At 39.1% G+C, this 12460-nt stretch carries 11 protein-coding genes; 9 read left to right on the top strand and 2 right to left on the bottom strand.

The genetic code is table 11. The annotated features are described in order from the left end of the window. Positions 1-148 precede the first annotated feature (148 nt). Together DESOR_RS21260 and DESOR_RS21255 are read left to right on the top strand one after the other, a co-directional pair. The gene (locus DESOR_RS21260) at positions 149-697 is read left to right on the top strand and encodes a hydrolase (RefSeq protein ID WP_014186654.1); all 549 of its coding nucleotides are present in this window, start codon (positions 149-151) and stop codon (positions 695-697) included. Between the two features lie 164 nt (positions 698-861). Next, positions 862-1113, top strand: a complete 252-nt coding sequence (locus tag DESOR_RS21255; RefSeq protein WP_014186653.1) for a rhodanese-like domain-containing protein — start codon at positions 862-864, stop codon at positions 1111-1113. A gap of 139 nt (positions 1114-1252) precedes the next feature. Here the strand turns inward: DESOR_RS21255 and DESOR_RS21250 are convergent, their stop codons facing one another. Beyond that, a complete protein-coding gene (locus DESOR_RS21250; protein WP_014186652.1) occupies positions 1253-1789 on the bottom strand; it encodes a UBA domain-containing protein in 537 nt (178 codons plus the stop codon). Between the two features lie 127 nt (positions 1790-1916). Then, on the bottom strand, positions 1917-2561 hold the full coding sequence (locus DESOR_RS21245; protein WP_014186651.1) for a flavodoxin family protein: 645 nt from the start codon (positions 2559-2561) through the stop codon (positions 1917-1919). A gap of 146 nt (positions 2562-2707) precedes the next feature. On the opposite strand from DESOR_RS21245, the gene DESOR_RS21240 reads away from it, so the two are divergent. From DESOR_RS21240 to DESOR_RS21210, 7 genes are all read left to right on the top strand, one after another. After that, complete coding sequence (locus DESOR_RS21240; RefSeq protein WP_148265308.1) at positions 2708-3337, top strand: hypothetical protein; 630 nt, start codon at positions 2708-2710, stop codon at positions 3335-3337. A 356-nt stretch (positions 3338-3693) separates the two neighbouring features. Continuing rightward, the gene (locus tag DESOR_RS21235) at positions 3694-5874 is read left to right on the top strand and encodes a hydantoinase/oxoprolinase family protein (protein WP_014186650.1); all 2181 of its coding nucleotides are present in this window, start codon (positions 3694-3696) and stop codon (positions 5872-5874) included. After that, positions 5826-6473, top strand: coding sequence for a DUF1638 domain-containing protein (locus DESOR_RS21230; RefSeq protein WP_014186649.1), 648 nt, complete (start codon positions 5826-5828; stop codon positions 6471-6473). The genes DESOR_RS21235 and DESOR_RS21230 overlap by 49 nt, the downstream gene beginning before the upstream one ends. A gap of 497 nt (positions 6474-6970) precedes the next feature. Next, complete coding sequence (locus DESOR_RS21225; RefSeq protein ID WP_014186648.1) at positions 6971-8548, top strand: BCCT family transporter; 1578 nt, start codon at positions 6971-6973, stop codon at positions 8546-8548. 268 nt (positions 8549-8816) lie between these two features. Continuing rightward, a complete protein-coding gene (locus tag DESOR_RS21220; protein WP_014186647.1) occupies positions 8817-9710 on the top strand; it encodes a methyl-accepting chemotaxis protein in 894 nt (297 codons plus the stop codon). Positions 9711-10123: 413 nt separating this feature from the next. Continuing rightward, positions 10124-10894, top strand: coding sequence for an aspartate/glutamate racemase family protein (locus DESOR_RS21215; RefSeq protein ID WP_014186646.1), 771 nt, complete (start codon positions 10124-10126; stop codon positions 10892-10894). A gap of 95 nt (positions 10895-10989) precedes the next feature. Further along, positions 10990-12456, top strand: coding sequence for a trimethylamine methyltransferase family protein (locus DESOR_RS21210; RefSeq protein WP_014186645.1), 1467 nt, complete (start codon positions 10990-10992; stop codon positions 12454-12456). Positions 12457-12460 lie beyond the last annotated feature (4 nt).

Genomic DNA, 12460 nt, shown 5'->3' with positions numbered 1-12460 from the left:
AAAGAAGGAGGCGCCTTAAGAACTGAGTTGACTGGCGCCCTTTTGCCGTAGGGCAAGGAAAAATAAGCCCTTGAAGGAGAAATCGCCGGTGTGTTGAATATAGTGAGCATATCCAGATTCCGAATAATATTGGAGAGGAGTGTTAACCTTGAACAAATATGTTCTAAATGAGTCCGAAGTCGTGCTAATGGTCATCGATATTCAAGAAAAATTAGTTCCTGTGATGAAATACGGAGAACAGATTATTCAAAACACCAGCACATTAATTTCCGTTGCTAAGAAATTAGGTATTCCTATCCTCGTCACAGAACAATACCCCAAAGGCCTGGGGAAGACTGTTTCAGACCTAAGCAGCCAACTCGAGGGATCGGCCACTTTCGCAAAGATGACCTTTTCAGGTTGTACAAGTGAGGTAACTTCGGCACTGGAGGGGCTGGGACGAAAGAAAGTCCTGATTACAGGAATGGAAACCCATGTTTGTGTTTTTCAAACGGTCCGGGATTTACTTGCCAATGGTTACCAGGTTTTCGTAGTGAGTGATGGGGTGTGTTCAAGAACCAAGGGAAATTACCTAAATGGGTTATCCCTGATGTCATCTATGGGAGCAGTTGTAACCAACACAGAAACAGTCTTTTTTGATTTGATGAAGCAATCAGGCACACCTCTGTTCAAGGAACTCTCCAAACTGATAAAATAGAGTACAACTATGATCATAGGTATCAAAGTGACGGATAATAGGTGGAGCCGCCCAACCGGGCGGCTCCACCTATTTATCGGCGTTTAAAGAAAACTCTGTACTTTAGAATATCAGGGAGCTTATTGATATTTGTCTTAACTAAATGAAATGAGTTAAACTAATAAGTGAACAAAGCAACACTAAAGGTGGAGGAGAAAACTATTGAAAAAATCCTACAGCTATTGACCCTTTTAGTTTTTGCAAGTTTCCTGAGCCTGGCAGGGTGTTCACCGGTTCATTCCGAATCTGATAAGAAGCCTGCCTATCAGACGATCGCCAGTGAAACTGCCAAGCAACGTTTAGATAATGAAAAAGGGATCATTCTGCTGGATGTAAGATCTGAGGCTGAATACGCCGAGAAGCACATGGAGAAGTAAAAAAGTTAATCTCGCAAGGCAAATTTCAAAACCTTTGTCGTCATTGCGTAAACTCGTAAATTTTAGTTCCTCCAAAGAAAAAAGATGCCGACGGTTTCAACCGTCGGCATCTTTTGGGATTTCAATCATCCGGATTTCCTTAGATGTTTACAGATTTCTTGAAGTTTTCAGCAGCGTCAGCCACACTGTTCATCGCTTCGTTGACTTTGTTATTATCAAACTCAGGTCCGATAAACCGATAACGTAAGCCGAAGAATAATCCGATGATAAGCAGTGGCAGGGTAACCCAGAATGCGAAGATCAGCAGCAAGCCAAGGACAAGAACGGGAAACGAGCCTTTGATTTCATCGCCCTTAAGTACTGCGAAGGAATTTGTGCTCCCTTTGCGAATCAAATTCGTGCAAAACTGTCCGATTTTCTTCAGGCCGGAAAAAAAGTGATTTCCATGGTGGCTGTGATGATGCCCATGATGATGATGATGTCCATCATAATGGTAATGAGTTTTTTCGTTATTAAAATAACTGTCTCCAATTGGGGTTTTTACTTTTCCCTGTTTCTCCAACAGGATAATGGCTTCAAGTAAATCACCGTTTGCGGCATCCAGAGCCAGCTTGGCTTCTTCGTAGCTAATGTTAGCCATTGCACATAATTTTTCCACTTGTTCTAAGTTTGTCATGATTAATTCCTCCTTGGTTTTTGTATATCTAAATTCTAACCCCAAAAACTTCAAGGAGAATTTGCTTAAAATTAAAATTCAATTAAAACAATGGCCCGGAAATGAGCTGACATCATCTTGGGGCAGCTTAGGAAACTAAATTTTTACCTGCTTGGTAAGCTTGTTTCAGCAACCTCTGGGCATTTTCATAAACGGCCTGCCCCTGGGCTCCGAAAATTTTCTCCAGTTTTTCAGCCTCAAGGTTAACTAGGCCAGGGATTGCCATCCCGTCGGCATTAATTTCCTGGATTGTTCCATTATTTTTGTGCTGAGCTAGATTAAGTTTTAAAAATTCCAGTACGGCATCGGTCATACCAGGCATACTTGAGGCGCAGACCCCGATAGCTACACCGTTTCTGTCTTTAGGAGTCAGGGCACTGGTGATATTGGCTTTACCCTCAGTAAAGTCAAATTTAATGACCTGCCCCACCAGTCGGTCGCATAGGGATTTGAACTGTCCGGGTACATGACCCCCATAAACCGGTGCCCCCAGAACAATGCCGTCGGCACGGTCCAGCTTTTCTGCCACCATATTTACATCATCCGGCGCTAACCGGCAGACCCGATCAGCCCTGCATTTCATACAGCCGATACAGGGGGCAAATTTTAAATCGCTGATGTAGATTTTTTCAACTTCTGCTCCGGCATCTGCTGCGCCTTTAAGTACTTCATCCAGCAGCAGATCTGTGTTGCTTCCCTTTCGGGGGCTGCCTGAGATACTGAAAATGTACATGTTTTATTCCTCCTCGTTATCAGACCGGCACGGTTCCGCGCCTTGTCGTTTCTAAATGGTTAAGTCTCTTTCGGTTCGATTTCCTGTGCTTTTTCGCAATTAATTTCCAGCTGCTTGTTTACCCATTCATTATACTTTCCGACAGAATGGGTGTTGAAAGAAGAGAATTTATCGAGAGGGTGTCGGAGAGAATGGTTAACGATCTTAGCCTGACCTGTCTGCAAAGTTTGTCAGGGCGTGAAGGACATAACATTTGGCAAAAGAGCAATAATGCTGCTATGCATTTCATCAAAAAGGCTTTCTTTAAGGAAACGAATCAATTATATGATTGTTTATTCAAGGTCAAAATACCCGTTGTGGGGATCGGGGCTCCTGTAAGAAGTTGGCTGCCTAAAATGGCAGAAAAGCTGCATACTGAACTTCTGATTCCCGAACATGCGGAAGTTGCCAATGCCATAGGAGCAGCAGCAGCTAAAATCATGGAGACTGTTAAAGTACTGATCAAACCCGGAGAAGCCGGCAGCGGATATCTAATGCATGCTCCCTGGGAGCGTAAGACTTTTGATGTACTGGAAGAAGCAGTAGAATACGCTTTGGCTGAGGCAAAAACACGAGCAGCTTCAGCAGCGGAGAAGGCAGGTTGCAAAGATTTTGAACTAGTGATTAATCATGAAGATGTTTATGTTAATGGTAATATGGTTGAAAATGATATTTACGTGGAATCGCGGATAGAAGTAACAGCAGTAGGACGTCCGATACCTATTGCCTTGGTGTAACGACCATGATCCAATGATGTTTATGTAAAGAAGTAGGGACACTACAAAGAGTCCCATTCTTAGTGTATTGTTCTGGGCCTTGATTGTTGAAGCGATAACGTTGAAATCTTAGTAAATTCCAATTTTGCGCATAAAAAATATGCATTTGGAATAATTATTGTGCTTATATAAATGGGATTTTCTACATAAAGAGCTTAAATTTAATGCATTAATGTTATATTTTTGTAGATAAAATTGAGCTATAAGGGAGTTTATATATATTTTTAGTTGGCATGTGCTTTGCTGTAATGATTATTTGTAAGAATAACCAGTGGTATTGCAGCTGGATTTATAAATTTTAGGAAAGAAGTGATATTATGCAATATGGTCTTGGGATTGACACAGGAGGTACATATACAGATGCAGTAATTTTTGATTTTGAAAATAATAAGGTTATAAGTACAGCAAAGTCTATAACTGTAAAAGAGGACCTTACAATTGGCATAAATGGCGCACTTAGTCAAATTCCGCAAGAAATGATAACTGCAATTATGTTAGTTTCGCTTTCAACAACTCTTGCAACAAATGCATGTATAGAAGGAAAAGGTTGCCGGGCTAAGCTTGTATTAATAGGGTTTGATGAAGATATAGTTGCTAAATATGGACATGAGTATGGGTTACCGGAAAAAGCGGAAATTATTTTTTTAAGTGGAGGAAGCAATCAACAGGGCGAAATAACATACGAACCAGATTGGGACTTCTTGAAAACAAAAGTAGAGAATTGTAACTATATAATAGACACATTTGCTGTTGTAGAGCTATGGGGAGTAAGAAATAGTAATGTTGAAAAGAAAGCGAAGGCATTATTAAATGATTGGACAGGAAAACAAGTTGTTTGTGGACATGAACTTACAGATGAGTTAAATTCTTTAAAAAGGGCTGCAAGTGCGCTTATCAATGTACAGTTAATTCCTATTATCAATGATTTTATAAACGCTGTGAAAATTAGCTTGAAGCATATGGGAATAGAAGCACCTCTAGTAATAGTCAGGGGTGATGGAAGTCTTATGTCTGAGAAATTTGCAAGAGACAAGCCAATGGAAACACTACTTTGTGGACCAGCGGCAAGCGTTGCTGGTGCAATTAATCTAACAAGAGAGGAAAATTGCATTGTTGTTGATATGGGAGGGACAACAAGTGATATTGCACTTGTAAAAGATGGCAATCCTGAAATTGCTATTAAAGGAGCTAGAATAGGTAAGTGGAATACGGGGATTAAATCTATCCTGATAAATACTGTTGGACTTGGTGGAGACAGTCTAATCAGACATAATAATCAAAACACCTTAAACATAGGCCCCGATAGAGCAGCACCATTGTCATGGCTAGCTTGTCGTTGGCCAAGTGTACTTGAAAAGATTGAAACAATTTATAGATATAACAGGAAGCATACTATTTCATTGTGTGAGTTTTTCTATAAAATCAGGGATATTTCAGAAGATGCTTTTTATAATCAGGAAGAAAGAAATATAGTAACCGCTTTAGCAAATGGGCCATTGAGTTTAACTGAGCTAACTGAAATGACAGATACAACTATTTACTCAATCAACCTAAAAAGACTAGAAAAACATGGAATTGTCATGAGATGCAGCCTTACTCCGACTGATATAATGCACCTCACAGGCGAATTTACTGACTGGAATAAGGAAGCGGCATATTATGGTGCAATGATTATGGCTAATCAGATAAATGTACATCTTGAAGAGTTGATTGAAATAGTGAACGAAAAAATCAAGGAACGTTTATATTTCAATATAGTTAATATGATATTAGAGCATGATGAAGCTAAAATGATGAGTGGTGGAATGTCTGAACAACTAAGCAATTTGATAAATTCCAGTTTTAAGAAAAATTGCAAATTAGCACAAGAGAAAAACGATACAAATGATATTATAGCATACAGTTTTTCAACAAGACTGAAGTTAGTAGGAATCGGAGCGCCAACTCATATATATCTCCCTGGTGTAGCCGAAACATTAAACACCAGTTATATTGTTCCTAAAAATGCTGGAGTTGCAAATGCAATTGGCGCGATTACAGGAAATGTTATGGTCGAGGAAAAAATAATAATAATACCCAAGAATGGATTTATAGGTTATTCGACTTTTGAAAATAAAAAGTTTACTAAGCATTCAGATGCAGTGGAATGGGCCGAAACAAAGGTTTATGAAATGGCTAAGACTTCTGCACAGTTGAGGGGTGCGGTAGATGTCGAAATTTTCGTGACTGTTCATAATAACGAAGTTGAAGTTTTTGGTGTATCTGATGAAAATGTAGAATGTGGAGTAAAAGATTCTTCAAACAAAAATTCGATTCAATCGAACAAAATAAAAGCTGACGAAAGTGTGAGCCAGAAAAACAAACTTTTGATAGAAACTATTGTAACTGCACGGGCGGTTGGTAATATTTTTGATTGGAACAAACAAAAAAAAATTAGGGAGGAGTTTCAATGGCAAAGACAAAAATTTTTGCATGTGGTACGCTTGAAGAAGAAATAAGGAGTATACTACCTCAAACTATTGACTGTGAATTTTTGGAAGCCGGATTACATAATACTCCCAGCATGTTAAAACAAGAGTTACAGAAAAGGATTAAGGAAGCAGTGGATTATGATACGCTTCTAATTGGGTATGGGCTATGTTCCAATGGGACAGTAGGACTAAATTCCGACATACATACTATAGTAATACCAAAGGTTCATGATTGTATCAGCCTTTTAATAGGTTCAAGGAAACAATATAACAAAGAATTTCATTGTTTCCCAGGGTCTTATTACTTGAGTAAAGGATGGCTAAAAGTTGAAGGCGACCCTCTATCGGAATATCACAGATATCTTGAAAAATACGGAGAAGAAAATGCTCGTTGGTTAATAGATGAAGAATATAAGCATTATCAAAGGGTAGTTTTTATTCATACAGTAGGAGATAGTAAAGAGGATGTTAATTACTCTCAGGAAGTTGCAAAATTATTGAATATTGAATTTTCACAAATAAATGGAACTTTGGACTATTTCGAAAAGCTCATTAATGGAAATTGGGACGAGGATTTTTTGATTTTCCCACCACGAAAATTGATATCAATGAATGATTTTATGTAAACACTTACTCCTTGAGCCATGCTTCGCTAGGTTTCTTCCAGTTTAGAAGATGGGCGATAGTTCGGACTTTCAATAGGTTTTACCAAACCGCCAGATAAACAAAAAGTGAATTAACAATTAGTAATCAAAAGACCAGGATATGCCGGAATCCTGGTCTTTTGATTATTGATTGTTATTGATTATTCAACATGACCAGAAGAATAGCACTAAAGAAAAATCGTGGAAAGTGTTTATTTGTGGTGGCACTTCCATTGTAAATTCTCATCCTTAAAAAAACAATACCAGCGAAACCAAATTATGGAATGATCCAATATAAAAAATATTCGGAAAAGTATATCAAAAAAGAAGGATAAATAAACAATTTGTAGAATACATAAACAAATATTATAGATCAATAACTGATTTCAGTTTCGAAAGGGGGTAATAGATATCAGATAATTGAGAAGAAGTATGTTCTTAAAAGTAGGGGTTTTATAAAAAAGAAGGAGGCCGTGAAAATGAAAAGTAACCAGAAAAGTATTAATCACTGGGTATTTTGGCCACCATTTATTTTAATGTTGGCAACTGTTGTTTTGAATTTTGCCAATTATGATCTATTTACCAATTTTATGCATACTTCATTTGATTGGATTGTAAATAATTTCGGGTGGTTTTTTTCTTTAACTGCATTCATTTTTGTAGTGGTGGCAGCAGCAATCGCGTTTTCTTCTGTTGGCAATATCCGGTTTGGAGGTGAAAATGCTAAGCCGGAATTTAGCACATGGAATTGGTTTGCCATTTCTATTTGTGCCGGGATTGGTACAGGGATTGTATTCTGGGGAGTTGCTGAACCGATGATGCATTTTGCTACCCCGCCTGCATCATTAGGTATCCAACCCTTTAGTGCTCAAGCGGCTTTGTTTGCTATGTCTACGGTAAATTTACATTGGACAATTACTCCTTATGCCATGTATGTAATTTGTGCTATTCCGATTGCTCTAGCCTATTATAATTACAAGCAACCCCTTACCGTAAGTTCAAGTTTATATTTTCTTATTGGTGATAAGTGTCAGGGCGGAATTGGAAAAATAGTTGATATAATTTGCTTGTATGCTATTGTTGGCGGAGTTGCGGGCTCTTTGGGAACTGGTTTATTGCAAATTGGCAGCGGCGTGGAATATGTCTCGGGTATTAAATCGGGACCGCTTGTATGGGCTGTTATTGCAGTACTTATTGTAGCAGCTTATACCTTTTCCAGTTATTCCGGGCTTAAAAAAGGAATTAAAATTTTAAGTGACTTAAACACCAAGTTATTTTTTGGGGTTATGTTGTTTGTCCTTCTTGCGGGACCAACCTCGTTTATTCCAAAAATTGGGATTGAAGGGTTAGGTGTGTACCTGGGCCAATTCTTTGAAAAATCTATGTTCTTAAGTAGTGTTGCTGGTGACCAATGGCCTTCTTGGTGGACTCTTTTTTACTGGGCAATATGGTTTGCTTTTGCCCCAATCGTTGGTTTGTTTTTAGTCCGGATGACATACGGTAGAACACTGCGCCAATTTATTAGCGTAAATTTATTAATGCCTGCTATTTTTGGTATGGTATGGTTTGCAATTTTTGGCGGTACTGCAATCCATATGCAGTTAAGTGGGAGCATGGATCTTTGGAAAAGCATAAGCACTAATGGAGTAGAAAACGCTATCTTCGCATTTTTCTCAACCTTTCCTTTGGGAAGCATTGTAGTCCCGGTATTTTTATTTATAATTTGTATTTCCTTTATCACTCTTGCTGATTCAATGACTACTAGCATAGCGGGAATGAGCACCAAGGGACTTACTATGACCGATAGTGAAGCTCCTTTACATTTAAAAGTAGTTTGGGGTGTTCTTATGGGTGCTGTGGCATGGGTAATGATTTGTTTTGCTGGAATTGATGGAGTGAAGATGGTTTCTGTTTTGGCAGGATTTCCAATTGCTTTTTTAATGTTAATAATGGTGATATCTGTTGTTAAAGGGCTTTGGTGGCCTGGATCAAAAGCTTTCTTTGGTGATGAGAAGTGTCTCACTGATTCTGCAGAAAAAGCTTCAGAAATAAATTAAAGATCCAGGTCGTTGATTCTAGTATTTAACAGTTTATCCCTGCAACTTAATTGTGCAGGGATTTTTTCGAAAAAAAGCACCTGAACTTGTGGAAAATTCTGGGAGTCTTGTTGGAAAAGTAGTGATAGGGACTGTTAAAGGGGACCTCCATGCATCTAGACCTTCTTGAAGTACAGTTTCGAAACATCGAAAAAGATTATTAGATAGAACAACCCCTCTTGGTCAAAAAGAAATAAGTTAAAGCATATCTTAAAGGAATGTGATTTCAATGCTGGAAGAAAAAGAATTATGTCGAACTATGCAGAACGTGGTGGGGATGGCTCCGTTCATTGGCGAATTAATATTTGAAGATGTAGGTGTTTATGTTTGCGACACAGAAAAAATAATAGTCGAAATTAATCCCAAAACATTTAAACTTTCCTTGAATTCATCTCTTGGATTACCATTGGCTCCCGACTGGATCATAACTGAAATGATGCGCAAAAAGCAACGAATGGTCACTGAGGTTCCGAAAGAAATTTATGGGGTCCTAACTGTATCGATCGGTATTCCAATTTATGAGGACCAGGAACTTGTTGGAGGTATTCTCGTTTTTCAAACAGCCTATAAGAAAGAAAGATTATTGGCAATTGCGAACACATTAAATGAAGTAGTGAGGATTGTTGATACTACAGTCCAACAAATTACTGCAGAAGCAGAGGAACTTTCCGCTACTGGACAGGAACTGGATGTGATTTCCCAGGAAACAAATAACCAGATTGGAGAAACAGACAACATTGTAGAGGTAATTCAGAAAATTGCAGTTCAAACCAATCTGATTGGTCTTAACGCTTCCATTGAGGCAGCAAGAGTTGGTCAACATGGCAGGGGGTTTGCAGTGGTTGCCGAAGAAGTACGCAAACTAGCAAACACAAGTTCAACTTCAACAAAGAATATCAGGCATACTTTAAATAATATAAAAGCCGCAACGAATCAGATTAGTTTGTCGGTAAGAGAAGTATCAGAGGTGGCAAACCATCAAGCGCAAGTACTTATGGAGGTATTGCCAGCTATTGATGAATTGACCAACCTCGCAGAAAAGATCGTAAAAATGGCCCAAGAATTGACGTCCGATTCCAAGGTGTATTCCAATTCTCGTACATTGCCGAGCCAAGTGTGGTGAAAAAGAAATCGTCGAAAGTTTTTCAACCTCGTTTAATTCTGTAGCAGACTATTGGCATTGCCAATACTGCCAAAGTTGACGAAAAAATCTAAAAATTAAGAAGGATATTTAAACTATACGTAGAATATTTAAACAAATAGTTCAATATATTTAACCGTAACATGTAGCATGGAAGTATGGCACCGCAGATCTGCGTCGAGAAGTCAAAAAGTTAAGTTTAGTCGCGTTGGAGCGACAATAGCCACATATTTGTTGCCTTTAGGACTCAATTCGATGAGAATTGGGAAAATAACAATGCTTGGTGCAGGGGTAACGGTTGCTGTTTGCAACTTTGCGAGGAATCCATGAACAGGCTCTGATTTACTGAGAGTTAAGTCCTCAGCCAAAGCCGGGAAATGAAGAGGGTGAAAAGAATGTGTTACGGATACGAATTTTCTTCTAGGCAATCTAAAAAGTCAGTTTTTAGTGCTCCTGTTGGACAATATATTTCTGGCTATACAATCGGTGTCTTAGTATTAGACCTTTGGTCACCGAAAATACCGGGTATGGTTGCTAGCGCTGCATCGTATCGTTACCCAGTTAGACATAAACTAGTCGAGGTTCATCCACCAGAACGGCTACTGTACGGTGACCCTGAAATATTAGAGGAATTGGTTATTGCCGGAAAGGAATTGGAAAAAGAAGGGGTTAGAGCCATTGTAGGTGCTTGTGGCTATTTTGGGCACTTTCAACCTCAACTGGCATCGGCGCTGAATGTTCCAGTGTATTTGACTAGTTTACTCCAAATACCAATGATAAAGGCTGGTCTGAAATCTGATCAAAAAGTGGGGATCCTTTGCGCAGATAGTGACAATATGACAATTGAACTACTGAAGAAAACGGGGGTTGATGATCCGAATATTTATGTGATAAGGGGTATGGGAATTAAGCCGGAATTCTCTGCAATTATGGAAAATAGAACTTCGTTTAATAATGAAGAGTTGAAAAAAGAAATTATTAACGAGGCAGTAAAACTTGTTGCAGAAAATCCTGAGGTAGGTGCCCTGCTGCTGGAATGTAGTGACTTTCCACCATATTCCTTTGACATTCAGCAAGAAGTGAGGGTTCCAGTCTTTGATTATATGACACTAATTAATTGGGCACACCAAGCTGTAGCTCAGAGACCTTACCAGGGTGACTTATGAGTTAGTAACATTGTAGGGGGACTGCCTGCTGCTTGCCTTCTTCACTACAACAGAAGTTACGTTAGATGAATATCACCAATGAGAGGAAGTGTAGTATGAATACTCAAAGTATTGAATCAAATTACAAAGGAAATCAAACATTACAATTTAAAGTATTATCTGATAAGCAGTGTGAAAAAATTGTTAATGCGGCTTTAGAAATATTGGAGAGAACGGGAGTAAATATATATTCAGAAGAAGCGCTGACTTTATTAAAAAAAGCCAACTGTCAAGTAGATGGAATTATGGTTCGAATTCCGTCTTATTTAATCAAAAAAGCCCTTACAACCGTTCCATCAAGAATTGTTCTATGTGACCGGAACGGTCAAAGGAAACTATTTTTAGAGGGAAATAATAGTTATTTTGGGCCGGGCCCTACTTGTCCTAATTTTCTTGATGTTGAAACTGGAGAAAGAAGAAGAACCGTCAAAAGGGACGTTGTTAATACTTCAATAGTTGCGGATGCTTTACCTAACGTGGACTTTGTTATGTCCTTGTCCATGATTTCTGATTGTACACTAACATTAGCGGACATTCATGAAGTACACGCTATGCTTCAAAATACTACAAAGCCTATCGTAGGATGGACCTTTAATGTAGAGGCGGTCAAAGACATTATTGATATGTGCAGTACGGTAGCTGGAAGTCTAACAGAATTGCAACGCAACCCATTTATTGTTATCTACTCCGAACCAACAACACCTTTAACACATACGAAGGATGCTTTAGAAAAGTTATTGTTCATGGCCGAGAATAATTTGCCAGTTATTTATACTCCTGGAATGGTATTGGGAGGAACCGCCCCGATTACAATTGCCGGGGCACTCGCAGTGGGGGTCGCCGATAATCTAACCGGGCTGTTATTGAGTCAGCTCAAGAGAGAAGGGGCTCCATTTATTGCTGCCGCTCCAGGGGGCCCTATGGACATGAAAACCATGCAGCATTGTTATGGAGCCCCGGAGTTTAGCTTAGTGCATGCCGCTTCAGCGGATATTTTCCATTATCTAAATCTTCCTATTTGGAGTGCGGCAGGAGCTAGTGATTCTAAGATTGTTGATGCACAGGCTGCTGCAGAAGCTGCATTTCAGATTTTCGCCTCCGCCTCCAGTGGTGCCCATTTAATTCACGATGTCGGCTTTCTGGATTCAGGATTAACCGGATCTCTCGAACAATTGGTTTTGGGTGATGAGATTATTGGAATGGTTAGAAGGTTTATTAAGGGGGTTGAAATAGATGAAGATCATTTGGCGCTTGAGGTGATCCATGAAGTTGGACCCGGGGGACAGTTTATAACGGCTGAACATACTTATAGGTACTTTAAACAGGAGTTGTGGACACCCACGCTATTGGACAGAGAAGTGTATTCGAATTGGGAGAACAACGGAAATAAATCGCTGACCGATAGAGCAAATGAGAAAGCCAAAAAAATCCTAAGGGAACATCGGCCCGAACCTCTTTCACAAAAAGTTCTCACGGTAATTGACAATATCCTAGAAAACGCCGAACAACGTATGAAACGATAATCTC

The sequence above is a fragment of the Desulfosporosinus orientis DSM 765 genome, from assembly GCF_000235605.1.
GTDB classification, from domain to species: Bacteria; Bacillota; Desulfitobacteriia; order Desulfitobacteriales; family Desulfitobacteriaceae; genus Desulfosporosinus; species Desulfosporosinus orientis.
This window is presented reverse-complemented; position numbering and strand designations above follow the sequence as displayed.

Excerpts from the sequence above, each read along its gene's own strand:
- DESOR_RS21250 (WP_014186652.1), bottom strand. The coding sequence starts at position 1,789 with ATGACAAACTTAGAACAAGTGGAAAAATTATGTGCAATGGCTAACATT.
- DESOR_RS21245 (WP_014186651.1), bottom strand. The coding sequence starts at position 2,561 with ATGTACATTTTCAGTATCTCAGGCAGCCCCCGAAAGGGAAGCAACACA.
- DESOR_RS21240 (WP_148265308.1), top strand. The coding sequence starts at position 2,708 with ATGGGTGTTGAAAGAAGAGAATTTATCGAGAGGGTGTCGGAGAGAATG.
- DESOR_RS21235 (WP_014186650.1), top strand. The coding sequence starts at position 3,694 with ATGCAATATGGTCTTGGGATTGACACAGGAGGTACATATACAGATGCA.
- DESOR_RS21230 (WP_014186649.1), top strand. The coding sequence starts at position 5,826 with ATGGCAAAGACAAAAATTTTTGCATGTGGTACGCTTGAAGAAGAAATA.
- DESOR_RS21225 (WP_014186648.1), top strand. The coding sequence starts at position 6,971 with ATGAAAAGTAACCAGAAAAGTATTAATCACTGGGTATTTTGGCCACCA.
- DESOR_RS21220 (WP_014186647.1), top strand. The coding sequence starts at position 8,817 with ATGCTGGAAGAAAAAGAATTATGTCGAACTATGCAGAACGTGGTGGGG.
- DESOR_RS21215 (WP_014186646.1), top strand. The coding sequence starts at position 10,124 with ATGTGTTACGGATACGAATTTTCTTCTAGGCAATCTAAAAAGTCAGTT.
- DESOR_RS21210 (WP_014186645.1), top strand. The coding sequence starts at position 10,990 with ATGAATACTCAAAGTATTGAATCAAATTACAAAGGAAATCAAACATTA.